A 25,439-nucleotide genomic window follows, 5' to 3' on the forward strand; every position below is an offset into this window, starting at 1 on the left:
GCCGCTCGCGCACCCGGGGAAAACGTGTGCGCGAGCACCCCTCGGAACCCTGTAGACTTCTTCTCGGCCGGTCGGGGAAACCTTCGGGAAAACCGCCGGTCGTGGTGGGTATAGCTCAGCTGGTAGAGCACCTGGTTGTGGTCCAGGATGTCGCGGGTTCGAGTCCCGTTACTCACCCTGATGGTCGAGGCCCCGGTTCGGAAGAACCGGGGCCTCGGTCGTTTCCGTGTGCCGGCTAGGAGCAGGTGAGGGCGGCCGGGGGCGGGTTGGCGCCGGTCCAGGAGGCGTTGAAGCCGAAGGTGGCCGAGCCGCCGGCCGGGACCGTGCCGTTGTACGGGAGGTGGGTCGCGGTCACGGCGGTGCCGGTCTGCGTGACGGCGGCGTTCCACGCCTGGGTGATCCGCTGTCCCGCCGGGTACTCCCAGCCGACCTTCCAGCCCGCCAGCGGCGCCGTCCCCGTGTTGCGGACCGTGACCTGGCCGGTGAAGCCGCCGCCCCACTGGCTCTGCGCGGTGTACGTGGCCGTGCAGCCCGCCGGGCCGGGCGGCGTCACCGGGGCGAGGGCCCCGGCGATCCCGGCGTACGCGGGCTTGGGGTTCAGGTGCTCGTCGTACGGGGTGGCCGCGCCCTGGCCCGGGAAGAAGTCCGGGATCCAGGAGTCGGAGTCGGTGAAGCCCCAGACGGTGAGCCCGGCGCACCGGGTGACGGCCAGGCAGGCGCGGGTCACGGCCGCGTAGTCGGCCTTCTGCCGGTCGAGCTTCTCCGCCGTCGCCGGCAGGGTCGTCCGGATGTCGAGCTCGGTGATCGCCACGTCGACGCCGAGGTCGGCGAAGCGGCGGAGGTTGGCCTCCAGGGAGGCGGGGACCTGGCCGAGGATCAGGTGGGCCTGGAAGCCGACCCCGTCGACCGGCACGCCCTCCGCGAGGAGCCGCCGGACCAGGGCGTACATGCCGTCGCTCTTCGCGCCGACGCCGTCGGTCGAGTAGTCGTTGAGGTAGAGCTTCGCGGCCGGGTCGGCGGCGCGGGCCGCCCGGAAGGCGTCGGCGATATAGGACTCGCCGAGGGTGGCGCCGAAGACGGACTGCCGGAGGGTGCCGTCCTCGTTCAGCGGTTCGTTGACGACGTCCCAGTGGTCGACGCGGCCCTTGTAGCGGGTGACCTGGGTGGTGACGTGGTCGGTCATGACCGCGCGGAGGGCGTCCGGGGTCCAGGTGCCGCCGCTCACCCAGGACGGCAGCTGGCTGTGCCAGACCAGGGTGTGGCCGCGGACCTGCTGGCCGTGGGCCTCGGCGAAGTCGACGATCCGGTCGGCGCCCGTCCAGGAGTACTGGCCGCGGACGGGTTCGACGGAGCCCCACTTCATCTCGTTGCCGGGGGTGAGCGAACCGAACTGGGCGGCGGCGGTGTCCGCGTAGGCGCCGGTGAGCTTCCCTCCGGTGACGGCGGTGCCGAGGTAGATCCCGCGGGCCTCGGCGAGGTCCCGGAGCGGGGCGTCGGCGGCCGTCGCGGTCCCGCCGGCGGCGCCGGTCAGGGCGGCGGCCAGGAGGGCCGTCGTGGTGATCAGCCGGCGGAGCACGGGGCACCTCCGAGGGTGAAGGCCGCGGGGGCGGGGTTGGTGCCGGTCCAGCCGCCGGTGAAGCCGAAGGAGGCGGAGCCGCCGGCGGCGACGGTGCCGTTCCAGCCGGCGTTCCGCACGGTGACGGCGGTGCCGGTCTGGCCTGCGGTGGCGTTCCACGCCTGGCCGACGGTCTGCCCGGCGGCGAAGGTCCAGCCGAGGCTCCAGCCGTTCCAGGCGGTGGTGGAGGTGTTGGTCACGGTGACGTCGGCCTGGAAGCCGCCCTGCCACTGGTGGACGACCTTGTACGTGACCTCGCAGGCGCCGCCGGGCGGGGTGGGCGGGTCCGTGGGGCCGGGGCCGCCGCCGGTCTCGCCCGTGTCGCCGTAGACGATGCCGCGCCCGTTGGTGGCGACGTACACCCGGCCGTAGACGCGCGGGTCGCCGGTGATGGTGGCGCCGGTCCAGCCCCACTGGTGGGCGTCGTCGTTGACCCGGACCCAGGTGGCGCCGGCGTCGGTGGAGCGGAAGATGCCGCGGACGCCGCCGATCTTCGCGCTGGAGTAGAGCGCCGGGTAGGAGGCGCCGGGGGCGGCCTTGCCGAAGCCGATGGCGTCGGCCTGCTCGACGCCGGAGACCTTGGTGAAGGTGGCGCCGCCGTCGGTGGAGTGCCACAGGCCGTAGGCGGCGTCGGGGGCGCCGCCGGCGAGCCAGATGTCGCCCTTCTTCCCGGGGACGGCCTTGAAGCGGACGTTGCCCTTGGCGGGCAGGCCGGTGGCCCTGGCGGTGAAGGTCAGGCCGCCGTCGGTGGAGGCGTAGAAGGTGCCGCCCCGGAAGCCGTAGAAGGTCTTCGGGTCGACCCGGTCGGACTCGACGGTCGCGCCGGCCGGGATGCCGGTGGCGGCGGTCCAGGAGGTGCCGAAGCCGGTGGCGGCGTGGACGCCGGCGGTGCCCTCGGGGCTCCAGACGAAGCGGCCGCCGTCGGCGGAGGCGGCGACCGTGCCGCCGCCGGTGACTCCGGCGGGCTCCTGTCCGGCGAACCAGTTCGCGCCGTTGTCGGTGGAGAAGGCGACCCGGGGTCCGCCGTCGAGGTGGCCGGAGCGGACGAGCGTGTCCGGGTTCGTCTCGGCGTAGTCGAGGCTGGTCGTCGAGGTGAAGTTCGGGGAGGTGAACATCATCGGCGGGACGGCCGACAGGTCGGTGTGGCGGAAGCCGCCGACGTCGCCGAGGGCGCTGATCAGCGGGGCGCCGGAGGGCGGCGAGACCAGGTCGAGGACGGCGGTCTCCTCCAGGCCCTTCACCATCGGCCGGATCGTGAAGTTCGTGCCCGTGTCCCAGTCGGTGAGCTCGGTCGTGCCGTAGACCGTGGCGCCGGTGCCGTACAGCATGCGGTCCGAGTCGAAGGGGTCGATCTCCAGCGCCTCGGTCATCCAGCCGAGCTTGGGGCTCTGCTCGGGCGGGGTGGGGTTGCCGCCCCAGGTCAGCCACGGGACGGAGGAGACGTCCATGGTGTAGCGGTCGGCGCGGGCGGGGTACGCGGAGTAGTCCCACGCCCGGGTCCAGGTGGAGCCGGAGTCGGTGGAGCGGAAGATCTGGGTGTCGGGCCACCAGGAGCTGTAGGCGGAGACCATGACCGTGCCGGGGCGCTGCCGGTCGAGGGTGAGGCCGCTGAAGCCGTGGTAGGTGTCGGCCTCGGCGACGGGGCTGATGTCCTTCCACTCGCCGGTGGCCGTCGCGTACCGCCAGACCTGGCCCTTGCCGCCGTCGTACGGACCGGCCGTGTCGCTGTACGCGAGGTAGAGGTAGCCGTTCCCGGCGTCGAGGACGCCCTTGTGGGCGAGGTAGCCGGTGGGCTGGCCGGCCAGGCGGGTCCAGGTGGCGCCCGCGTCGGTGGAGCGGTAGACGGCGTTCTCCTTGTCGCCGACGCCGACGTAGATCGTCCGGGTGGCGCTGCCCGCCGTGCCGGTGGACTCGTCGAAGGTGACCCAGACGATGCCCTGCTCGTCGGAGTTGTAGCCGCTGGTGTCGGCGGGGTCCTGCCGGTAGTCGCCGGGGTTGGTGAAGGAGGTGACCTTCGCCCAGGTGGCGCCGGAGTCGGTGGAGCGCCACAGGCCGTTGCCGCTGGGGGCGCCGAGGTAGAGGATCCGGTTGTCGTGCGGGTCGACGGCGAGGCGTTCGCCCATGCCCCGGCCGGGCATGTTGCCGCCGAGCTTGAAGGGGAGGTCGGCGCGCTGCCAGGTGGCGCCCCGGTCGGCGGAGCGCAGGACGGCGCCCATGCCGGGGTCCCAGTCGTTGGTGTAGGTGCCGACGGCGGCGTACACCCTGTCCGGGTCGGCGGAGTCGGAGGCGAGGGAGACGACGCCGGTGTGGCCCCAGTCGTCCCAGCCGATGTGGTCGAGGAGCGGGATCCAGGCGGAGCCGGCCTGGTCCCAGCGGTAGGCGCCGCCGATGTCGGTGCGGGCGTAGAGGAGGTTCTTCTCGGACCGGTTGAAGACAAGGCCGGGGACGAAGCCGCCGCCGTCGATCCGGACGTTCTTCCAGGTGTACGCGGGGACGGCGGCGGCCGGCGCCGGGGCGGGCTCGGCGGCGCCGGCCGGCAGGGCGCCCGCGAGGAGCCCGGCCGCGAGGGCGAGCCCCGCGAGCCCGGCGAGGAGTCGTGGTCTGCGCATGGGTATCCCGTCGGAAAGTGACGTATGGGAGCGCTCCCACTATCTGATCGCTGTCAGAACACGGTCAAGACACGGAACCCGTCGAAGACGTTCGACGATCCCGTCCGTCCGGTCCGCCGAACGGGTGAGGGCGGCCCCGCCCCCGGCGGCGCCCCGCCGACCGCCCCGTCCGCGCCGCCTACGGTCGGGGTGCATGGGGTGCATGGGGTGGAGGACCGCGACACGACCACGGGGCCGGCGCCCGCGGGTCCTCGCTCTGCTGCTCGCCGCCGCGCTGCTCGGCGGCTGCGCCACCGACCCGCCGGTGCCGCCCGCCGCCGGCTCCGGCGAGACCGTGGACGGCTCGGGGCGCCCGGTGACGCTCACCGTCGGCGTCTACGGCACCTTCGGGCTCAAGGAGGCCGGGCTCTACGACACGTACATGCGGACGCACCCGGACATCGCGATCCGGCAGACCTCCCTCGCCCGCGCCGACGTCTACTACCCGCAGCTGCTCACCCACCTCACGGCCGGCGCCGGTCTCGCCGACATCCAGGCCGTCGAGGTCGGCAACATCGCGGAGGTGGTCGACACCCAGGCGGGCCGGCTGGCCGACCTGGCGCACGCGCCCGGCGTGGAGGAGTCCGCCTTCCTGCCGTGGAAGTGGGCACAGGCGCGGACGGAGGACGGGCGGGTGCTGGGGCTCGGCACCGACATCGGGCCGCTCGCCGTCTGCTACCGCAAGGACCACTTCGCCGCCGCCGGGCTGCCCACCGACCGGGAGGAGGTGGGCCGACTGTGGGCCGGGGACTGGCGGAGGTACCTGGAGACGGGCCGCCGGTTCGCCGGGCGGGCACCGGAGGGGGTGGCGTTCACCGACTCCGCGTCCGGGGTGATGGCGGCCGTGATCTCGGGCGCGCGGCTGCGCTACTACGACGCCGGGGGACGCCTCGTGGTGGCGGAGAACCCGGCCGTACGGGCGGCGTGGGACCTCGGCGCGGAGTTCGCCGAGCACGGGCTGACCGCCCGGCTCCAGCAGTTCACGCCCGACTGGGACCAGGGCTTCGCGCACGGGCGGTTCGCCTCGATCGCCTGCCCGGCGTGGATGCTCGGCTACATCCAGGACAAGGGCGGCCCGGACGGCGAGGGGAAGTGGGACATCGCGAAGGCGCCCCGGCCGGGGAACTGGGGCGGCTCCTTCCTGGTCGTGCCGGAGGCCGGGAAGCACGTCGCGGAGGCGGCCGCGCTCGCGGCCTGGCTGACCGCGCCGGAGCAGCAGGCGGTGCTCTTCGAGCGGCGCGGCAGCTTCCCGAGCGCCGAGGCGGCCTTCGGCCTGCCGCAGGTGCGGGACGCCCGGCATCCGTACTTCGGCGACGCGCCGGTGGGCCGGATCTACTCGGCGGCGGCCATGGGCGTGCCGGTGGCGCCGGTCGGGCCGAAGGACGGCCTGGTGAACCAGATCCTGTCCGACACCGGGATGCTCCAGGTCGACCAGACGGGCCGGTCGCCGGAGTCGGCGTGGCGGGCGGCGATGAAGGCCATCGACAACGCGCTGGACCGGTGAGGGCGATGGCCGAGGAGGTGGTGGAGCGGGCGCTCGCGCCGGTGGTGCCTGCGGGGCGGGACCGGCGGGAGCGGCGGGAGCGGCTCGGCAGGCTGCGGTCGCGGGCGGCGCCGTACGTGCTGATCGCGCCGTTCTTCGTGCTGTTCGGGGCCTTCGGGCTGTTCCCGCTGGCGGCGACGGCGTGGACCTCGCTCTTCCGGGTGGAGCTGACGGCGCCGGAGGCCCGGGAGTGGGTGGGCCTGCACAATTACGCCCGGCTGCTCTCCGACGACTTCTTCTGGAACTCGCTGGCGAACACGGTGCTGATCGGGGTGCTGGCGACCGTGCCGCAGCTGCTGCTCGCCCTGGGCGCGGCGCACCTGCTGGACGCGCGGCTGCGCGGGCGGCTCTTCTTCCGGGTGGCGGCGCTGGCCCCGTACGCGACGTCGGTGGCGGCGGCGACGCTGGTCTTCGCGCTGTTCTACGGGCGGGACCAGGGGATGGTGAACTGGGCGGCCGGGCTCGTCGGGCTCGACCCGGTGGACTGGCAGAACGGGCCGTGGGCGTCGAAGTTCGCGGTGGCGTCGATCGTGATCTGGCGGTGGACCGGCTACAACGCGCTGATCTATCTGGCGGCGATGCAGACGATCCCGCCCGAGCTGTACGAGGCGGCGGCGCTCGACGGGGCCTCGCGGTGGCGGCGGTTCTGGCACGTGACGCTGCCGGGGCTGCGGCCGGCGCTGGCGTTCACGGGCCTCGTGTCGACGATCGGGGCGGTGCAGCTCTTCGGCGAGCCGCTGCTCTTCAGCAGCGGGGCGGGCGCCTCGGGCGGGGCGGACCACCAGTACCAGACGCTGGGGCTGTACCTGTACGAGCAGGGCTGGGTGAACCTGCATCTGGGGCGGGCGGCGGCGATCGCCTGGGCGATGCTGCTGCTCCTGGTGGTGGTCCTCGGGCTGGTGCGGCTGGTCCGCGGGAAGGGCGTGCGGCGGTGACGGGGCGTGCGGGTCCGGGGTCGTACGAGCGGGGCGGGTGGGGTACGTATCTGCTCCTCGTCCTGTTCACGGTGGTGTCCGTCTTCCCGCTGCTCTGGACGGCGGTGGCGGCCTCGCGGACGAGCGGGCGGCTGGCGGAGAGCCCGCCGCCGTTCTGGTTCGGGCGGAACCTGGGGCGGAACCTGTCGGTGGCCTGGGACGAGGGCGGGATGGGCGAGGCGCTGGCCAACACCGCGATCGTGGCGGGGGCGGTGGCGACCGGGACGGTGCTCTTCTCGACGCTGGCCGGTTTCGCCTTCGCCCGGCTGCGGTTCCGCTTCCGGGGGCCGCTGCTGCTCCTGGTGGGGGCGACGCTGCTGGTGCCGCCGCAGCTCGGGGTCGTCCCGCTCTATCTGATGATCGCCCGGCTGGGCTGGACGGATCAGCTCCAGGCGGTGGTGCTGCCCTCGCTGGTCTCCGCGTTCGGCGTCTTCTACATGCGCCAGCACCTGCTGCGGGCGCTGCCGCCGGAGCTTCTGGAGGCGGCGCGGATGGACGGGGCGGGGACGCTGCGGGTGGTGTGGCACCTGGTGCTGCCGGCGGCGCGGCCGGCGATGGCGGTGCTGGGGATGCTGTCGTTCGTGGCGGCGTGGAACGACTTCTTCTGGCCGGTCCTCGCCCTGACCCAGACGGGCAACCCGACGGTGCAGGTGGCGCTGACCGGGCTCGGGCGGGGCTATGTGCCGGACACCTCGGTGGTGATGGCGGGGGCGCTGCTCGGGACGCTGCCGCTGCTCGTGGTGCTCGCGGTCTTCGGGCGGCAGATCGTGGGCGGGGTGATGCGGGGCGCGGTGAAGGGGTGAGCGGGGCGCGGTGAAGGGGTGAGCGGGGACGCGGGCGGGGGTGTTCACCCGGACGGGTGTGGCGGTCCCCCTCCGTCGATCTTCCGCTGTTAGCGTCCCCTTATGTCCGCAATAAGCGATTTTCTCCCCATGTGGGCGGGGTGAGGCTTGATGGGAGTCCTGCGCGACCATCCCGAACTCGCCCTCTTCGTCTGCCTCTCCGCGGGATACCTCGTCGGCAAGCTCCGGGTCGGCCCCATCACGCTCGGCGGCATCTGCGGGACGCTGATCGTCTCGCTGCTCATGGGCGCCTGGGCGAAGGTCACCGTCTCCGACGACGTCAAGACGATCTTCTTCGCGCTCTTCATCTTCTCGCTCGGCTATCTGGCCGGCCCCCAGTTCTTCGCCAACCTCAACAAGAAGAGCCTGCGCTTCTTCACCCTCTGCCTGATCGAGGTCGTCTGCGTCGTCGGCATCGCCCTCGGCCTCGCCGAGGCGTTCGACCTGGACGTCGGCACCGCCGCCGGCATCCTGGCCGGCGCCGCCACCGAGTCCGCGGTCGTCGGCACCGCCACCGAGGCCATCGGCAACCTCTCCGACCTGACGCAGGAGCAGATCACCCAGTACCAGGGCCATGTGGCCACCGCGTACACGGTCTGCTACCTCTTCGGCCTCATCACCATCGTGATCTACACCAGCCAGATCATGCCGATGATGCTGCGGATCAACCTCCGCGACGCCTCCCGCGAGCTGTGGGAGAAGATGCGGGGCTCCGGCGGCGGCCTGGAGTCCGACGAGCGCGAGGCGCTGCCCGGCATGGTCGGCCGCACCTTCCTCGTCACCCTCGCCGACGGCGCCAAGGTGTCCGACCTGGAACAGCGGTTCGGCAACCGGGTCACCGTCGAGGCGGTGAAACGGGGCAGCCAGATCCTCACCCCGCCGCCGCCCGGCTTCGTCCTGACCCTCTCCGACCTCGTCCTCGCCGTCGGCCGCCGGGCCAACATCATCGAGGCGGGCCGGCAGATCGGCCCCGAGACCCCGGCCGTCCCCGGCCTCGACACCCCGCTCGCCACCCAGCAGGTCTCCGTCACCGACAAGACGGTGGTCGGCAAGTCCCTGGACCGGCTGACCACCGAACACCCGGAGATCGCCTCCGGCGGCGTGTACGTCACCGACGTGCTGCGCAACGAGTCGCACCTGCCCGCCACCCCGGAGACCGTCGTCCACCGCGGCGACGTGCTCACCCTGGTGGGCGCCCGCTCCTCGCTCGGCAGGCTGGCGTCCAAGGTCGGCGCGATCGTCAGGAACGACGCCACCGACTTCATCTACCTGGGCCTCGGCATCGCCTGCGGTTCGCTGCTCGGCCAGGTCGTGGTCGAGTTCGGCGACGTCCCGATGTCGCTGGGCACCGGCGGCGGCTGCCTCATCTCCGGCCTGCTCTTCGGCTGGTTCCGCTCCCGCACCCAGACCTTCGGCGCCTTCCCGCCGCAGGCCGCCACCACCCTCAAGGACATGGGCCTGGCCATCTTCATCGCCTGCACCGGCCTGGTCTCCGGTCCGCAGGCGTGGCCGCTCCTCAAGGAGTACGGGGCGCTGCTGCCCTTCGCCGGCATCGCCATGGTCCTCGTCCCGGCGACGATCTCGCTGATCGTCGGCCGCAAACTGCTGAAGATCGAGAAACCGCTGCTGATCGGCGCCATCGCGGGCCAGCAGTGCTCGACGCCGGCGATCACCTCGATCACCCAGGTCGCCCAGAGCTCCGTCCCGATGCTCGGCTACACCGTCACGTACACCCTCTCCAACTTCCTGCTCCCGCTGACCGGCCCCCTCCTGGTCGGCATCCTCGGAGCCTGAGAGGCGGCGCCCCACCCATGATCGACTTCCTCGACAGGAACATCTTCCAGCCCCACCCCGAACTGCTCGTCTTCATCACCGTCGCCCTCGGCTTCCTCTTCGGCAAGCTCCGCTACAAGGCGATCGCGCTCGGCGCCGTCACCGGCTGTCTCGTCGCGGGCCTGCTGCTCGGCGCCCAGTTCGAGATCACCATCGACGCGACGGTGAAGAACCTCTTCTTCACGCTCTTCCTCTTCGCCCTCGGCTACAAGGTCGGGCCCCAGTTCTTCCGGGGCCTCAAGAAGGACGGACTCCCGCAGGTCCTCAACGCGCTCATCGTGTGCGTCACCGGCCTGCTGGTCTCCTGGGGCTTCGCCGTGATGCTCGGGTACGGCCCCGGCCTCTCCGCCGGTCTGCTCGGCGGCGCCCTCACCCAGTCCGCCGTCATCGGCGTCGCCCAGGACGCCATCGGCAACCTCCCGGGGCTGTCCGCCGACCAGATGAAGACCGAGGAGAACCTGGTCGCCATCGGGTACGCCGTCACCTACCCGCTCGGCACCATCCTCTGCGCCATCCTCCTCGCCAACGTCCTCCCCCGCCTCTACAAGCGGGACCTCGCCGCCGAGTCCGCGCGGCTCGCCAAGGAGTTGGACGCCCCCGACGACAACCCCGACCTCGCCGAGGGCTACTACGAGGTCGTGCTCCGCGCGTACACGATCGCGCGGCCCGACCTCGTCGGCCGCACGATCGACGACTTCGAGAACCAGCAGAAGGCACTCGGCCACCGCGTCTACCTCACCCGCGTGCGGCGCGACGGCACGGTCCTCCCCCACGACCAGGCCACCGTGCTCCGCGAGGGCGACACCGTCGCCGTCTCCGCCCTGCGCGGCTCCCTCGTCGACTTCGACGCCCGCACCCACATCGGCCCCGAGACCGACGACGTCGAACTCCTCGGCTACGAGACCGAGACCCTGCACGTCGTCGCCTCCGACAAGGCCCAGCTCGGCAAGACCGTCGCCGAGCTGCGCCGCGAGCCCTTCATGGTCGGCGTCTACATCGACAAGATCTACCGCTCGGGCGCCGACTTCCCCTACCGCCTCTCCACGACGCTGGAGCGCGGCGACACGGTGGTCCTGACCGGCCCGAAGCGGCTCGTGGACCCGGCGGGCCGGGCGATCGGCAAGCCGGTGCCGACCTCCTTCGCCACCGACATGCTCTGGGTCGGCCTCGGCGTCTTCCTCGGCGGCTGCGTCGGCATCCCCGCGCTCACCGTCTCCGGCGTGCCGATCTCGCTCTCGACCTCCGGCGGCGCGCTGATCATGGGCCTGGTCTTCGGCTGGATCCGCGGCAAGTACCCCACGTACGGCAACGTGCCGCCGGGCGCCCAGTGGTTCATGGACACCTTCGGGCTGTGCGCCTTCGTCGCCGTGGTCGGCATCAACGCCGGCCCGAGCTTCACCAGCGGCCTGTCCACGGCCGGCTGGGGACTGCTCCTGTGGGGCGCGGTCGCCACCCTGATCCCGCTGCTCGTCGGCTTCGGCGTCGGCCACTACGTCCAGAAGATCCGCTTCCCGATCCTGATGGGCGTCCTGGCCGGCGGACAGACCACGACCGCCGCCATCGGCGCGATCAACGAACAGTCCAAGTCGCAGATCCCCACGCTCGGCTACACGATCCCCTACGCGGTGGGCAACGTCCTGCTGACCATCTGGGGCGCCGTGATCGTCATCCTCAACCACTGACCCGCCGCACCTAAGGACACGCCATGCCCAGGACCACGTTCACCCGCGAGGAGATCAAGTCCTTCGCGCAGCTCTCGCCCTTCGAGCTGAAGGACAAGTTCATCACCCTCGCCCGGCACGCGCAGGCCGACGAGCCGGGCCAGAAGGGCAAGTCCTCCGTCCAGATGCTCAACGCGGGCCGCGGAAACCCGAACTGGACCGCCACCAGCCCCCGCGAGGCGTTCCACGCCCTCGGCTACTTCGCCCTCTCCGAGTCCCGCCGAGTGTGGACCGCCGACGACCTCGGCGGCATGCCCGAACTCATGGGCTCCGGCGCCCGCTTCGACACCTTCGTACGGCAGCACCCCGACCTGCCCGGCATCGAACTGCTCCAGAAGTCGGTCGCGTACGCCGTCGAACGCTTCGGCTTCGACGAGGACGCCTTCGTCCACGAGCTCACCGACAGCTCCATCGGCGACAACTACCCCGTCCCCGACCGGATCCTCACCCACACCGAACAGGTCGTCCGCGGCTACGTCGACGACGAGATGTTCGGCGGCCGGCCGCCCGCCGGCAACGTCTCCTACTTCGCCACCGAGGGCGGCACCGCCGCCATGTGCTACATCTTCGACTCCCTCATGAAGAACGGGATCCTGAAAAAGGGCGACCGGATCGCGCTGATGGTGCCGGTCTTCACCCCGTACATCGAGATCCCCGAGCTCGACACGTACGAGTTCGACGTCGTCCACGTCAACGCCTCCCTCTTCGCCGAGACCGGCGTCCGCGAATGGCGCTACCCGGAGGAGGAGGTCGCCAAGCTGGAGGACCCGTCGATCAAGCTGCTCTGCCTGGTCAACCCCTCCAACCCGCCCTCGCTCGCGCTGAGCCGGCGGGTGGCGAACCAGCTCAAGGAGATCGTCGCCGAGAAGAACCCGAACCTGGTGATCGTCACCGACGACGTCTACGGCACCTTCGTCCCCGGCTTCCGCTCGATCGCCGCCGACCTGCCGCAGAACACCCTGCTCGTGTACTCGTACTCGAAGCACTACGGCGCCACCGGCTGGCGGCTCGGCGTCATCGGGCTCAACGACGACAACGTCGTCGACCGGATGATCGCCGACCTGCCGGCCGCCGAGAAGGAACGCCTGGACAAGCGGTACGGGACGCTGTCCCTGGAGCCGGGGAAGATCCGGTTCATCGACCGGCTGGTCGCGGACTCCCGGCAGGTCGCCCTCAACCACACCGCCGGCCTGTCGCTGCCGCAGCAGGTCATGATGACGCTCTTCTCCCTCTTCGACATGCTCCCCGAGGGCCAGGCGTACAAGGAGCGGCTGCGGTCGATCGTGCGCCAGCGGCTCGACCTGCTCCTCGAAGGCGCCCAGATGAGGATCGCCGAGGACGACATGCGGGCCGCGTACTACATCGAGCTCGACCTCCTCGCGGAGGCCGAGCGCGTCCACGGCCAGGACTTCGCCGACTTCCTGGAGAAGAACTACGAGCCTGTCGACCCGCTGTTCCGGCTCGCCGAACAGACCGGCGTCGTCCTCCTCAACGGCGGCGGCTTCGACGGCCCCGAGTGGTCCGTCCGGGTCTCCCTCGCCAACCTGGACGACCTCGACTACCTGAAGATCGGCCACCACCTGCGCGCGATCTTCGACGACTACGCGGAGGAGTGGCGGACCTCCCGGGGCGTCTGACCGCACGCGGAAGCGTGCCCCGGCCGGGGGTGGGGTGTCTCCGGCCGGGGCACGCGGTGGGGGGGAGGAGTGGCTCTACCGGTAGGCGGCGAACGCCTTCGTGAAGGCCAGCGGCTGCTGGAGGATCGAGGAGCAGGTGGCGTCCGCGTGGTTCACCGCGCCGGCCGCGCACTGCTTGTCCCGGGTCGAGGACCACATCGAGAGCCAGCCGATGCCCTTGGACCTCGCGAAGTCGACCAGCTGGGTGGCGTCGTCGACCTTGAACACCTCGCTGACGACGTCGTTCACGCCGATCATGGGGGTGACCGCGACCGTCTTCCAGGCGTCCGCGTCGGAGAGCCCGAGGACGCCCTCGAGCTGCGCCTGGGTCGCGGTCGCGGCCTGGATCGCGTACGTGCCCATGTCGGCGCTGTAGGCCGGGCCGTAGTCCATCGCCATGATGTTGACCGCGTCGATCCGGACGCCGTTCCGCTTCGCGTCGGCGAGCAGGCTCACCCCGGGCTGGGTCAGGCCCTCGGGCATGACCGGCAGGGTGAAGGAGACGTTCAGACCGGGATGCGTCTTCTGGAGCCGGGCGATGGCCTGGGAGCGGCGGGTGTTGGCGGCCGTGTCGGGCAGGGCGGCGCCCTCGACGTCGAAGTCGACCTTGGTGAGCTTGTAGTGGTCGACGACCTTGCCGTACGCCTGCGCCAGGTCGGCGGCGCTCGCGCAGTTCAGCGCCAGCTCGTGGCCGGCGGCGCCGCCGAAGGAGACGCGCACGTCACCGCCCTTGGCGCGGAGGGCGCCGATCTGGGCGGCCACCCTGTCGTTCGCGAGCTCGGTGACCCCGCCCCAGAGGGGGGCGCAGGCGCCGCCGGAGGTGATGAAGGCGAGGTTGAACTCCTTCACTCCGGTGGCGTCGGCGGTGGCGAGGAGGTCGTACGCGGGGTAGAGGGAGGTGTCGACGTAGGGGGCGAACCTGGCGGCGGTGACGGGGGCGCCGGTGGGGGTCGGCGTGGGGGTGGGGGTGGGGGTGAGCGTCCGGGTCGGAGTCGGGGTGGGCTTCGGGGGCGCGCCGGTGGCCGTCGCCGTGGCCGTGGGGGTCGGCTTCGTGGTGGCGGTCGCCGTGGGCTTCGGACTCGCGGTGGCGGTCGGCGTGGGGCGGGTGGGCTGGTCGGTGGGGCGGCCGCTGGGGGTGGGGGCGGGGCCGCCGGCCGAGCAGGCGGCCTCGTTGATGAGACAGCCGGCGGGGTCCCCGGCCTGTCCGGCCGCCGAGGTCACGAAACCGACGGTGACGGACTGGCCGGGGGCGAGCCGGCGGTTCCAGCTCGCGGGCCTCACGGTGACGTGCCGGCCCGAGACGGTGTGGTCGCCGTTCCACAGGGAGCCGAGGGTGGTCCCGGCGGGCAGGTCGAACTCCAGCGTCCAGTCGGACTGGGCGGTGGAGGTCTCGTTGGTGATCACGTACTGGCCGGTGTAGCCGCCGGTCCAGGAGGAGGTCCTGGTGTAGGCGGCGCCGACGGCTGCCGCCTGGGCGGTGCCGGTGAGGGCGAAGACCGTGCCCCCGGCGATCGCGGCGGCGACGACCGCGCCGACGGCCTTCGTACGGCCGCTCGTCCTGCGCCGGTGTGCGTTGCTGCCCATGCGTGCTGCCTCCGTGGGGCGGGAGTGGGGGGTGCGGCAGCACGCTAGCGCCCGGGACCCGGACAAACGCCTTACAGGGAGGCGTGGTCGGGTTTCTTAGGATCCGCTTAAGGGAGGCATCGGGGCCAGGAAAGGTTCAGCGCCTCGACGCCTTGCGGCGGCGGGCCGGGCGGTGCGAGCGGCGGCCCCCGGAGCCGTCGGCGCGGTGTCCGCCGAGACCGATCCAGATGCGCACCTCGGTGCCGCCGAGGACCGAGTGCCCGATCCGGACGTCGCCGCCGGTGGACTCGGCCATGCGGCGCACGATGTCGAGGCCGAGGCCCGTGGAACCGGCCCGGGTGCCGCTGTTGCCGCGGGCGAGCGCCGCGTCCGGGTCGGCGATGCCGGGACCGGCGTCCGAGACGAGGACGATGACCGCGTCCTCGCCGTTGTGGACGTCGACGGAGAAGGCGGTGCCCTCCGGGGTGTGCCGGAAGACGTTGCCGAGCAGGGCGTCGAGGGCGGCGGCCAGTTCGGGGCGCGCCACCGGGATCCGTACCGGCCGCTCCACCCCGGCGAGACGGACGCGCCGCCCCTCGTCCTCCGCCAGCGCGGACCAGAACTCCATCCGCTCGCACACCACTTCGGCGGCGTCGCAGCCCGCGCCGGGGCCGGTCGGCGGGGTGGTCTGCGGCTTTGCCTCGCGGGCGGTGCGGATGATGGTGTCCACCTCGCGCTCCAGCTGCTCGACGGCCGCCCGGGTCTGGTCGGCCGCGGGACCGGAGCCGAGCGAGGCGGTGTTGAGGCGGAGCACGGTGAGCGGGGTGCGGAGCCGGTGGGAGAGGTCGGCGGCGAGTTCGCGCTCGTTGGCGAGGAGCTGGACGACCTGGTCGGCCATGGAGTTGAAGGCGACGGCGGCGGACTTGAGTTCCGGCGGGCCCTCCTCGGCGACCCGGACGCCGAGCCGTCCCTCGCCGAGCTCGTGGGCGGCGCCGGCGAGGCGCTGGGCGGGGCGGACCATGCGGACGCCGAGCCGGTCGGCGACGGCGAGGGAACCGACGATCAGGGCGACCCCGACACCGGCGAGGACGAGCCAGGCGGTGGCGACGCCGTTGGTCACCTCGCCCTCGGGGACGAAGAGTTCGACGACCGCGACCTGGCCGGAGCTGAGCGCGGTGGGCTGGAGCAGGGCGTAGCCGCCGGGGACCTCGGCGATGGAGGCACGGCCGAGGGTGCGGGTCGCGGCCAGTTCCTCCACGCCGGCCCGGCGGGTGCCGATCTCCAGCGCCTGGCCGTCCGCCGCGGCGGGCGGGACGTGCACGGCGAGCCGGCCGGCGGCGCCGTCCTCGGTCGTCGCGACGGCCTTCTCCAGCTCCGTCCGGTCGGTGGTGATCGCGAGGACCGGGGCGAGCCCGGCACCGCGCCGCTCGGCGTTGGAGAAGGCGCGGTCGCGGGCCATCTCCTTGACGACGAGACCGAGGGGTACGGCGAAGGCGATGACGACCATGGCGGTGACGGCCAGCGACACCTTGACGAGGGCCCATCTCACGGCCGGTGCTCCCGTCCCACGGCTGATGCTCCCGGGCTCGCGGCCGATGCTCCGGGTCTCACGGCTGGTGCTCCCGGGGCGGCTCCAGCTTCACGCCGACGCCGCGCAGGGTGTGGAGGTAGCGGGGCCGGGCGGCCGTCTCCCCCAGTTTCCGCCGCAGCCAGGACAGGTGGACGTCGATGGTCTGGTCGTCCCCGTACGCCTGCTGCCACACCTCGGCGAGGAGTTCCTTGCGCGGGACGACCACGCCGGGCCGGCCCGCGAGGAAGGCGAGCAGGTCGAACTCGCGCCGGGTCAGGTCGAGCGGGACCCCGTCGAGTTCGGCCTGGCGGCGCAGCGGGTCGATGGCGAGCCCGCCGACCCGTATCTCGGTCGTCGGGGCGGGCTCCCCCGAGGTGGCCCGGGCGCGGCGGAGCACGGCGGCCATCCGGGCGGTGAGGTGCTCGACGGAGAACGGCTTGACGAGGTAGTCGTCGGCTCCGGCGTGCAGCAGCCGGACGATCTCCGCCTCGTCGTCCCGGGCGGTCGCGATGATCACCGGTACGTCGGTGATGCCGCGCAGCATCTTCAGCGCCTCGGACCCGTCCAGGTCGGGCAGACCGAGGTCGAGGACGACCACGTCGAAGCGGAAATGGGCGACCTCGCGCAGCGCCTCCAGGGCCGTGCCGACGCTCCGTACCGTGTAGGAGGCTTCCGTCAGCTGCCGGATGAGGGCGGAGCGCACGAACTGGTCGTCCTCGACCACGAGCACACTTGCCATGGGCCGCACCGTACGCCATTCGGGCGACAGCTCGGTCACCCCGTACCTTCCGGTCCGCGCTGCCCGGGCGTGGTGCAGTATGGCCCCGATGCGAAGAGGACTCGTTCACGCCCTGGCCTGGTCGCTCGCCACCGGCGCGGCGGTCACGCTGTCCTGGTGGGGAGTGCACACGGTGCTGTCCGGCACCGTCTACGACCCGCCGCGCGCCCTGCCGCTGCCCGTCGGCACGCCGGCCGGCCCGGTCCCGGCCGAGACCGCGATCGGCGACCCGGTGACGGCCTCGACCCGCCGCCCCGCGACGACTCCCCCGGCCACCACGGCCACGCCCTCCGCGCCCGCTTCCTCGGGTCCGGCCCAGGCCGGCGGCACGCCGTCGGCGAGCCCGCCGCGCACCGCGCCGCGGACCACCCCGCCGCCGGCGACGACCGCCCCGCCGGCCCCGGCCGGGGGCTCCTCGACGGTGAAGAGCTATCCGGTGGACGGCGGCCGGGTCACCTTCGACCTGGGCGAGACCTCCGCCGAGCTGGTCTCGGCGATCCCGGCCTCGGGCTGGCGGATGCAGGTGTGGAAGCAGCCGACCTGGATCCGGGTGACCTTCACCCAGGGCGACCGGGAGCTGTCGGTCTTCTGCCTCTGGCACGACTCGGCGCCCCGCGTGCAGATCGAGGAGCGGGCGGTCTGACGGGCCCCTCCGGGTCAGCGGAAGACGGACGGCGGGGGCGCGGGTGAGCTCTTCGCGGTCGCGTCGGCGACCGGGGTCGCGCCGCCGGTGAAGTCGGCGAGGGGGCGGCCGTGTTCGACGCGGCCGGGGTGCGGGTCGGTGGCGACCCTGCGGGTCAGCTCGGCGACGGGGAGCGCCCGGTCGGAGGCGACCAGGACCGCGTTGCCGAAGCGGCGGCCCCGGAGCACGGTCGGGTCGGCGATCAGGGCCAGTTCGGGGAAGACGGCGGCGGCGGTGGCGACCTGGCCGCGGAGGTGGGCGAGCGGGGGCCCGTCGGCGAGGTTGGCGGCGTACGTCCCTCCGGGCCGCAGCGCGCGCCGCACCTCGTGCAGGAACTCGGTGCTGGTGAGGTGGGCGGGGGTGCGGGCGCCGCGGAAGACGTCGGCGATGATCAGGTCGGCCCAGCCGTCCGGGACCTTGGCGAGGCCGGCGCGGGCGTCGGTCGCGCGGACCCTGATCCGGGCGCCGGGGTCGAGCGGCAGCGCGCGGCGGACGAGGCGGACGAGGGGTTCGTCGATCTCGACGACCTGCTGGGTGGAGCGGGGCCGGGTCGCGGCGACGTACCGGGCGAGGGTGAACGCGCCGCCGCCGAGGTGCACGGCCTGGAGGGGGCGGCCGGGCGGGGCGGCGAGGTCGGCGACGTGGCCGAGGCGCCGCTGGTACTCGAAGGTGAGCGCGGCGGGGTCGTCGAGGTCCACGTGGGACTGCGGGGCGCCGTCGACGAGCAGCGTCCAGGCGCGGGGGCGGTCGCGGTCGGGTATCAGTTCGGCGAGCCCGCCGTCGACGGTCTCGGAGACGGCGTCGGCCGCCGCCCGCTCACGCTGCTTGTTCCTGGCCATCCGCCCATTATCGGCGGGACCGGACGGTGCCGTTCAGTGACAGCCGTCGGCCGCCTCGATGAGGCGGGCCGCCTCGCCGAGGGCGCGGCGCAGGACGGCGGGGTCGGTGACCGGGTCGGTGTCGCCGGGGGGCAGCAGCCAGCCGGCCGGGCGGGGGGCGTCACCGGCGGGCTCGGGCAGTTCGGGGAGCTCGGGGAGGCGCAGCCCGCGGCCGGAGGTGCGGGTGCAGGCGCTGCCGGGGAGGTCCCAGGCGGCGGCGGTGCCGGGCGGGACGAGGAAGCCGAGGGTGTCGCAGGCGCCGTCGTGGAGGACGGGGCCGACGGCGGGGACGCCCCGGCGGCGGAGGATGTCGACGGCCTCCAGGCCCTGCCGCGCGGGCACGGTCACCAGGTCGCAGGGCTCACCGGCCGGCGCGGTCGGCAGGGGAGGGGCGGTCGGCAGGGGCGGCGTGGCCGGCGTGGTCGGCAGGGGCGGCGCGGTCGGCGTGGTCCGTACGGCCGTCTTGGGCGTCGCGGGCGTCTCGAAAGGCACGGCGTTCTCGGACATGGACCCCTCCTCGCTTCCCAGAGGAGACACGTTCCGTCTCTCCCATACGGTTCAACGCCCGTGCGCGTCAACGGCTACGGCGGCACGCCGCCGCAAAGGATGGCAGTTCATGGCAGATCACAGGCGAGATATCCGATTTGTAGCCAAACTCAGCGTAGGCATCCGGTCACAGCAGGTACGTTCTTGCCGCCGGAACACCCGGCAGCACCAGGAGAGGGCTCGGCCATGGCCATGTCACGGGCAGTTCCCAATCTCGCCTTCCGACGGCTCCGCGGACCGCACTCCCCGGCGGAGTTCGCCGCCATGGTCCGCCGGGCGGCACGGGAGATCGGCGAACAGGTCGCGTGCGACGCCCGCTACATCGGGCGCGTGGAGGCGGGCGAGATCCGTTGCCCGAACTACGCGTACGAGCGGGTCTTCCTGCACATGTTCCCCGGCCTCACCCTCGCCGACCTGGGTTTCTCTGCGCGGGAGGCGGTACGCGGCCGACGGCAGGCCGCCCCGGCCGGGGCCTCGGGGCCCCCCGCCCTCCCGACCCGGAACGATGAGGAGAGCGACGTGCTGCGTCGCGCATTCATGACGAGCGGCACCGCCACCCTGGCGGCCGCCTCCTGGGGACTCGGCTCCACCGCCGCCGCGATCCCCAGCCCCCGCGGCTCCCACCGCGTCGGCGAGGCCGAGGTCCTCGCCGTCGAGGACGCCGTACGGCGCATCCGCCTGCTCGACGACCGGCACGGCGCCGACGGGCTCTACAAGGTCGCCGCCCAGCCGCTCCGCACCGCCTACGCCCTGCTCGACCAGGGCACCTCGACCCGCCGCTCCACCGAGGACCGGCTGCTCGCCGGAGCCGGAGAGCTGTCGCTCTCCGTCGGCTGGCTCGCCCACGACTCGGGCCGCCACGAGGACGCCCGCTCCCACTACGCCGAGGCCCTCGCCACCGCCCGGGTCTCCGGGAACGCGGCCCTGGAGGCGCACGCCTTCTGCAACACCTCCTTCCTCGCCCGCGACACCGGCCGCTACCGCGAGGCCGTCCGCGCCGCCCAGGCCGGACTGCGGGCCGCACGCCCGCTCGACTCCCCCCGGCTGCTCGCCCTGCTCTCGCTGCGCGAGGCCGCCGCCTGGGCCGGGCTCGGCGACCGCTCCTCCGCCGAGGAGTGCCTCGGCCGTGCCCACGAGCACTTCGGCCACGGCCACGCCGACCAGGACCCCGAGTGGATGTCCTTCTTCGGCGAGCCCGAACTGGAGGCCCTGGAGGCGCACTGCTGGGCCGCGCTCGGCGACTGGAGCCGCGCCGCCCGCCACTCCTACCGGGCCACCGTCCTCCAGCACCCCCGCTTCGCCCGCAACCTCGCGCTCTACCGCGCCCAGCTCGCCGGCAACCTCGCCCGCGCCGGGCGCCGCGACGAGGCCGAGGCGGAGGCGCGGCGGGTGGCGGAGTCGATGGACGGGATCGCGTCGGCGCGGATCAGGGGGTTGCTGGCGGAGACGCGGCTCATCCTCACGGGGGCGTGAGGGTGCGGATGTTGGATCCAATATTCGGATCCAACATCCGGTATCCAGCAGGCTGGACAGTGGATCCAATGTCCAGGATCCGAAGTCCGGGATCCGAAGTCCGGGATCCAACGTCCGGGATCCAATGTCCCGGATCCAATGTCCCGGATTCGACATCCAGGATCCGACATCCAGGATCCAATGTCCGGGATCCGATGTCCGGGATCCGGGCTCAGCCCTCCAGGTGGCCCGTGTCGTTCCAGCGCTCGATCGCCGGTGCGCCGTACGCCCAGCCGAGGACTGACAGGCTCGTCGGGTCGAGGCGGATGCGGGAGGCGAAGGAGACGTCCTCGCCGAGCCAGCGGGCGCCGATGGAGCGGAGGATGTGGCCGTGGGCGAAGACCAGGACGTCCCGGTCGGCCGAGCGGGCCCATTCCACGACCTCGTCGGCGCGGGCGGACAGCCGGGCCAGCGACTCGCCGTCCGGGACGGCGTCGCGCCAGATCAGCCAGCCCGGGCGCAGCTCCTGGATCTGGGCCGGGGTCAGGCCCTCGTACGCGCCGTAGTCCCACTCCATCAGGGCGTCCCAGGGTTCGGCGCGGTCGCCGAAGCCGGCGAGGTCGCAGGTCTCGCTCGCGCGGAGCAGCGGGCTGGTGCGCACCTCGACGCCGGGCAGGCCCTGCCAGGGGCCCCGGTGCAGGCGCTCGCCGAGCAGCTTGGCGCCGCGCCGGCCCTCGTCGAGCAGCGGGATGTCGGTCCTGCCGGTGTGGCGTCCGAGGAGCGACCACTCGGTCTGGCCGTGTCGGGCGAGCAGGATGCGCGGTGCCATGGGCGGAGCTCTCCAGAGATTGCGCGGGAACGGACGAGGGTGCCTTCCGACGGGGGCCGCAGGGGCTGTCGGGCCGCTGGAGGCCGTCGGGCCGTGGGGACCGTCGGGAGGGTGTCTCCATCATCGCGCAGGTGGCCCCGGCGCGAACTCCCGGTGTCCCCGGGCCGGAACCCGCCCGCGTTGTCAGTGGCGGATGCGACACTTCCGCGGGTGAGCGCATCCCTGGACGACGGCGGGTCACGACCGCCGCAGACGACGGCCCCCGTGCCGACCCCGGCGAGCCGGCGCAGGACGCGGGAGAGACTCGCCGAGCTGCGCGGGCCGGCGGTTCCGCCGCGCCCGCTGGACGCGCGGGCGCTGGCCGCGCTGGCCGCGAACCCGGGATGCAGGCGCCGCGCGCTGCTCGACGGCGCCGGGGTGGACAAGGGGGCGCTCGCGACGGCGCTGGGGTCCCCCGCGCCGTTCGGCCAGTCGCAGTTCGCGATCGTGCGGGGCAACAGCTTCGAGGCGAGGGTGAAGGCCGACGGCGGGCGGGAGCTGCTGCGCCTCTTCGGCGTGGAGGACCCGGGCACCGTCTCCGTACCGGATCTGTCGGCGTCCGGGCCCGAGGGGCGGACCGCGCGGACGGCGCTCGCGCTGCGCGAGGCGACCGCGGCCGGCGGGTGGACGCTGCTCGACCATCCGCTGCTCACCCTGGAGGTCGCGGGCTCGCCGGTGCACCTGGAGCCGGACGCCGTCGTGGTGGACCCGGCCGGGCGGTGGACGGTCGTGGAGATCAAGTCCTTCCCGATGGTGGACGGCGCGGCGGACGCGGCGAAGGTGGGGGCGGCGGCCCGGCAGGCGGCGGTGTACGTGCTCGCGCTCGAACGGGTGGCGGCGCTCACCGAGGGCGCCGAGGTCGTCCACACCGTGCTGCTGGTCTGCCCCAAGGACTTCTCGAACCTGCCGACGGGCTCCGTGGTGGACGTGCGCAAGCAGCGGGCGGTCACCCGGCGGCAGCTGGAGCGGCTGACCCGGATCGAGGAGATCGCCGAAGCCCTGCCGGAGGGGCTGAGCTTCGACGTCCAGGGCTGTTCTACGGAGGAGCTGGCGGCGGCCGTGGAGGCGGTCCCGCACGCGTACGCGCCGGAGTGCCTGGCCGCCTGCGAGATGGGCTTCCACTGCCGGTCGCGGGCGCGGGCGGCGGACGCGGTGCAGACCCTGGGCCGTTCGGTGCGGGGCGAGCTGGGCGGGCTGACCACCGTCGGCGCGGTCCTCGCCGCCGCGCGGGGCGAGGCCGGGGACCCGGAGGACCCGGCCGTGGTGGCGCTGCGCCGGGCACGCGCGCTGCGGCAGGAGGCCCTGGACGAGGCGGAGGCCGCCGCATGTCGCTGATCGCGCACCTGGCCCGGATGGAGGCCGTGGCGGCGGGCCGCGCGCAGCCGCTGGCGACGGTCCGGCACCGGCACCTGTCCGGGCGGCCGCTCGTCCTGGTGCCGCTGACCACCGCCGGCGAGGCGGGCGCCCCGCTCGGCGCCCTGGTCGGCACCGACCCGGAGGAGCCCCGGCTCCTCGTGGTGCCGCAGCCCCGGGACCGGGAGCTGCGGTTCGCGTTCCTCGCCGAGCTGGCCGAGGAGGTGCTGCCGTACGTCGACGGGTACGCGGACGCCGTGGAGCCGGTGGAGCGGAAGGACTCCGCCACCGGTGAGAAGGTCCAGGTCGAGCTCTGCCTGGACGCGCCGCAGCTGATCGTGCCGAGCCGGGCGGGGATCGAGTACGTACGGCTCCTGGGGCGGTCGACGCGGTTCCGGCGGACCGCCGAGCAGGACCCCGACACGCCGTATCCGGCACCCGCGCGCGTGCCGCTGCTCGGGCGCTGGCTGACCCACTACGGCGAGCGGGCCCGGGTGCCCGGCTCGTCGCTGCTGCTCGCGGCGACCGACCTGCTCAACCGGCACTGGGCGACCGGCCAGTCCTCCCTGGAGGACCAGCACCTGGGGGCGCTGCTGGCCTGGATCGACCCGTACGACGGGGAGCCGGGCGCCGAGGCGGCGTACCGGGCGGAGCTGGGGCGGGACGCGCGGGGGCAGCTGCTGTGCCCGCCGGCCGGGCCCGCGACCGACCCGGCCTTCGACAACCAGCTGCTCGCGCCCGCGATCGAGGCGTACGACCGGGCCCGGCAGGCGGTCGGCGCCGCCGAGGACGGCGAGACGGCGGACGTGGCCCTCGCCGCCCTGCACCGGGCCGAGCGGGAGGTCCGCCGGCTGGTGGCCTCGCAGCTGAAGCCGACCTGGGAGGCGACCTGGCGGGCGCTCGGCCTGCTGCGGGAGCTGCCCGAGGGGGCGCGGGTCGCGGACCGGTGGACCCGGGACCGCTGGTCCTTCACCGCGCACCGGGACCGGATCGCGGCCGGGGAGCCGCCGCAGCCGCGCCGCGACGACGCCGTGACCGCCGCCGCGAAGCTCGCCGCGCGCGAGCAGGCGCAGGGGCAGCTGGACGCCCAGGAGGCCCTGGACGATCCGCTGGTGCTGGCCGGGCGGCGGCTGGCTGGCGAGGCGTTCACCGGGGAGGTCACCGAGGTCGTCATGGCGTGGACGGAGTCGAAGCGGCCCGCGCCGCGCCCGCTGCTGACGGTCCGCACGGAGGACCGGCCGCACCTGGACGAGGGCGTGAAGGTGTACCGCTCGCTCGGCGGCAAGCCGCAGTCGGCCCAGTTCGTCGCCCGTGAGGAGGACGGATCGCTGGTGCTGCGGCTGCTGGACAAGATGGGCCGGTCGAAGGAGCCGGCGGAGGGCACGGTGCCGGAGAAGGGCGAGCGGATCGCCTGGACGCTCTTCGAGCACGACACGCGGGTGGGGCCGAAGCTGCCCGACCCCGAGGACACGCCGTGGACCCACGGCGGCCCGCCGCGCCACGCCGACACCGCCGAGCTGCCCGACGCCGTGACCCCCGAGGACCTGCTGTGACCCTGTACGACCCCACCGTGCCCGACCCCGCCGCGGCGGCGGCCCAGGCGACGGCGGAGATCCTGGAGAGCACCCTGCGCGGCACCGCCCGGGGCGTCGTCGTCGACTCCCCGCCGGGCGCGGGCAAGTCGACGCTCGTGGTGCGGGCCGCGCTCGAACTGGCCGCCGCCGGGCGCCCCCTGATGGTGGTGGCGCAGACCAACGCGCAGGTGGACGACCTGGTGCTGCGGCTCGCCGAGAAGGAGCCCGAGCTGGAGGTGGGCCGGCTGCACTCCAGCGACGGGGACCCGTACGACAAGGCGCTCGACGCGCTGGAGAACGTACGGAAGTCGGCGAAGGCGGGGGACCTCGCCGGGCTTCCGGTGGTGATCTCGACGGCCGCCAAGTGGGCGCACGTGAAGAACGTGGAGCCGTGGGCGCACGCGATCGTGGACGAGGCGTACCAGATGCGCTCGGACGCGCTGCTCGCCGTGGCCGGGCTCTTCGAGCGGGCCCTGTTCGTGGGCGATCCGGGGCAGCTGGACCCCTTCTCGGTGGTGGGCGCCGACCAGTGGGCGGGGCTGTCGTACGACCCGTCGGCTTCGGCGGTGTCGACGCTGCTCGCGCACAACCCGGAGCTGCCGCAGCACCGGCTGCCGGTCTCCTGGCGGCTGCCCGCGTCGGCGGCGCCGCTGGTGTCGGACGCCTTCTACCCGTACACGCCGTTCCGCTCGGGCACCGGTCCCGGCGACCGGCGGCTCGCGTTCGGGGTGCCCTCGGACGGCTCCGCCCCGGACCGGGTCCTGGACGAGGCCGCCGAGTCCGGCTGGGGGCTGCTCGAACTGCCCGCCCGGCACACCCCACGCACCGACCCGGAGGCCGTGCACGCGGTCGCCCTGGTGGTCCGCAGGCTCCTGGACCGGGGCGGCGCGGCGGTCAGCGAGCGCTCCGACACGCCCGTGCCGCTGACCGCCGAGCGGATCGCGGTGGGCACCGCCCACCGCGACCAGGCGGCGGCCGTCCGGGCGGCCCTGGCGGCGCTGGGCGTGTCGGGGGTGACGGTCGACACGGCCAACCGGCTCCAGGGCCGCGAGTACGACGTCACCGTCGTCCTCCATCCGCTCTCGGGCCGGCCGGACGCGACCGCCTTCCACCTGGAGACCGGCCGCCTCTGCGTCCTGGCCTCCCGCCACCGCCACGCCTGCGTCGTCGTCTGCCGCGCCGGCGTCACCGGCCTCCTCGACGAGCATCCGTCGACGGAGCCGGTCCAGCTCGGCGTCACCGTGAAGTTCCCGGACGGCTGGGAGGCGAACCACGCGGTCCTCTCCCACCTCGCCGAACACCGGGTCGCCTGGACGCCCTGAG

The 25,439-nt window shown here is 73.7% G+C and carries 19 protein-coding genes and 1 tRNA gene; 12 read left to right on the forward strand and 8 right to left on the reverse strand.

Annotated elements, in window-relative coordinates; genetic code table 11:
- Nucleotides 1-104: 104 nt before the first annotated feature.
- Nucleotides 105-177: transfer RNA gene (locus ACIGHB_RS25905), tRNA-His, on the forward strand.
- A gap of 58 nt (nt 178-235) precedes the next feature.
- On the opposite strand, the gene ACIGHB_RS25910 is transcribed toward ACIGHB_RS25905, so the two are convergent.
- On the reverse strand, nt 236-1,576 hold the full coding sequence (locus tag ACIGHB_RS25910; RefSeq protein ID WP_399916227.1) for an endo-1,4-beta-xylanase: 1,341 nt from the start codon (nt 1,574-1,576) through the stop codon (nt 236-238).
- The gene (locus tag ACIGHB_RS25915) at nt 1,561-4,224 is read right to left on the reverse strand and encodes a cellulose binding domain-containing protein (protein ID WP_399916229.1); all 2,664 of its coding nucleotides are present in this window, start codon (nt 4,222-4,224) and stop codon (nt 1,561-1,563) included. The genes ACIGHB_RS25910 and ACIGHB_RS25915 overlap by 16 nt, the downstream gene beginning before the upstream one ends.
- 202 nt (nt 4,225-4,426) lie before the next feature.
- Here ACIGHB_RS25915 and ACIGHB_RS25920 point away from each other — a divergent pair, with 202 nt between their 5' ends.
- From ACIGHB_RS25920 to ACIGHB_RS25945, 6 genes are all read left to right on the forward strand, one after another.
- Nucleotides 4,427-5,767, forward strand: coding sequence for an ABC transporter substrate-binding protein (locus ACIGHB_RS25920; protein ID WP_399916231.1), 1,341 nt, complete (start codon nt 4,427-4,429; stop codon nt 5,765-5,767).
- Between the two features lie 5 nt (nt 5,768-5,772).
- Nucleotides 5,773-6,741, forward strand: a complete 969-nt coding sequence (locus ACIGHB_RS25925; RefSeq protein ID WP_399916234.1) for a carbohydrate ABC transporter permease — start codon at nt 5,773-5,775, stop codon at nt 6,739-6,741.
- The gene (locus ACIGHB_RS25930) at nt 6,738-7,583 is read left to right on the forward strand and encodes a carbohydrate ABC transporter permease (protein WP_360317664.1); all 846 of its coding nucleotides are present in this window, start codon (nt 6,738-6,740) and stop codon (nt 7,581-7,583) included. The genes ACIGHB_RS25925 and ACIGHB_RS25930 overlap by 4 nt, the downstream gene beginning before the upstream one ends.
- Nucleotides 7,584-7,733: 150 nt before the next feature.
- Complete coding sequence (aspT, locus tag ACIGHB_RS25935) at nt 7,734-9,416, forward strand: aspartate-alanine antiporter (protein WP_360317666.1); 1,683 nt, start codon at nt 7,734-7,736, stop codon at nt 9,414-9,416.
- A gap of 17 nt (nt 9,417-9,433) precedes the next feature.
- Nucleotides 9,434-11,137 (forward strand): aspartate-alanine antiporter, encoded by a 1,704-nt coding sequence (aspT, locus tag ACIGHB_RS25940; RefSeq protein WP_399916236.1) that lies wholly within the window; start codon nt 9,434-9,436, stop codon nt 11,135-11,137.
- Nucleotides 11,138-11,160: 23 nt separating this feature from the next.
- The gene (locus ACIGHB_RS25945) at nt 11,161-12,813 is read left to right on the forward strand and encodes a bifunctional aspartate transaminase/aspartate 4-decarboxylase (protein ID WP_399916238.1); all 1,653 of its coding nucleotides are present in this window, start codon (nt 11,161-11,163) and stop codon (nt 12,811-12,813) included.
- Between the two features lie 75 nt (nt 12,814-12,888).
- Here the strand turns inward: ACIGHB_RS25945 and ACIGHB_RS25950 are convergent, their stop codons facing one another.
- From ACIGHB_RS25950 to ACIGHB_RS25960, 3 genes are all read right to left on the reverse strand, one after another.
- On the reverse strand, nt 12,889-14,436 hold the full coding sequence (locus ACIGHB_RS25950; RefSeq protein ID WP_399916240.1) for a cellulose binding domain-containing protein: 1,548 nt from the start codon (nt 14,434-14,436) through the stop codon (nt 12,889-12,891).
- A 136-nt stretch (nt 14,437-14,572) separates the two neighbouring features.
- A complete protein-coding gene (locus tag ACIGHB_RS25955; RefSeq protein WP_360317674.1) occupies nt 14,573-15,964 on the reverse strand; it encodes a HAMP domain-containing sensor histidine kinase in 1,392 nt (463 codons plus the stop codon).
- Nucleotides 15,965-16,022: 58 nt separating this feature from the next.
- A complete protein-coding gene (locus ACIGHB_RS25960; protein ID WP_391072509.1) occupies nt 16,023-16,724 on the reverse strand; it encodes a response regulator in 702 nt (233 codons plus the stop codon).
- 79 nt (nt 16,725-16,803) lie between these two features.
- Here ACIGHB_RS25960 and ACIGHB_RS25965 point away from each other — a divergent pair, with 79 nt between their 5' ends.
- Nucleotides 16,804-17,406, forward strand: a complete 603-nt coding sequence (locus tag ACIGHB_RS25965; RefSeq protein WP_399916243.1) for a hypothetical protein — start codon at nt 16,804-16,806, stop codon at nt 17,404-17,406.
- A gap of 14 nt (nt 17,407-17,420) precedes the next feature.
- Here the strand turns inward: ACIGHB_RS25965 and ACIGHB_RS25970 are convergent, their stop codons facing one another.
- Together ACIGHB_RS25970 and ACIGHB_RS25975 are read right to left on the reverse strand one after the other, a co-directional pair.
- Entirely contained in the window at nt 17,421-18,284 is an 864-nt protein-coding gene (locus ACIGHB_RS25970) for a spermidine synthase (protein WP_399916245.1), read from the reverse strand.
- A gap of 33 nt (nt 18,285-18,317) precedes the next feature.
- Nucleotides 18,318-18,830, reverse strand: a complete 513-nt coding sequence (locus tag ACIGHB_RS25975; RefSeq protein WP_399916247.1) for a hypothetical protein — start codon at nt 18,828-18,830, stop codon at nt 18,318-18,320.
- A 225-nt stretch (nt 18,831-19,055) separates the two neighbouring features.
- Between ACIGHB_RS25975 and ACIGHB_RS25980 the strand changes: the two genes are divergently transcribed.
- Nucleotides 19,056-20,342 (forward strand): tetratricopeptide repeat protein, encoded by a 1,287-nt coding sequence (locus ACIGHB_RS25980; protein ID WP_360319760.1) that lies wholly within the window; start codon nt 19,056-19,058, stop codon nt 20,340-20,342.
- Between the two features lie 211 nt (nt 20,343-20,553).
- On the opposite strand, the gene ACIGHB_RS25985 is transcribed toward ACIGHB_RS25980, so the two are convergent.
- A complete protein-coding gene (locus ACIGHB_RS25985; RefSeq protein WP_399916249.1) occupies nt 20,554-21,150 on the reverse strand; it encodes a histidine phosphatase family protein in 597 nt (198 codons plus the stop codon).
- 210 nt (nt 21,151-21,360) lie between these two features.
- On the opposite strand from ACIGHB_RS25985, the gene ACIGHB_RS25990 reads away from it, so the two are divergent.
- Genes ACIGHB_RS25990 through ACIGHB_RS26000 form a run of 3 tightly spaced genes read left to right on the forward strand, consistent with a single transcriptional unit; the run spans nt 21,361 to nt 25,438 of the window.
- Nucleotides 21,361-22,524, forward strand: coding sequence for a hypothetical protein (locus ACIGHB_RS25990; protein WP_399916251.1), 1,164 nt, complete (start codon nt 21,361-21,363; stop codon nt 22,522-22,524).
- A complete protein-coding gene (locus ACIGHB_RS25995; protein ID WP_360319756.1) occupies nt 22,515-24,095 on the forward strand; it encodes a hypothetical protein in 1,581 nt (526 codons plus the stop codon). Before ACIGHB_RS25990 ends, ACIGHB_RS25995 begins: the two co-directional genes overlap by 10 nt.
- Complete coding sequence (locus tag ACIGHB_RS26000) at nt 24,092-25,438, forward strand: AAA domain-containing protein (protein WP_360319754.1); 1,347 nt, start codon at nt 24,092-24,094, stop codon at nt 25,436-25,438. Before ACIGHB_RS25995 ends, ACIGHB_RS26000 begins: the two co-directional genes overlap by 4 nt.
- Nucleotide 25,439: the final 1 nt, after the last annotated feature.

Origin of the sequence: Streptomyces sp. NPDC085460 (assembly GCF_044541975.1) — a bacterium.
Taxonomy (GTDB): Bacteria; Actinomycetota; Actinomycetes; order Streptomycetales; family Streptomycetaceae; genus Streptomyces.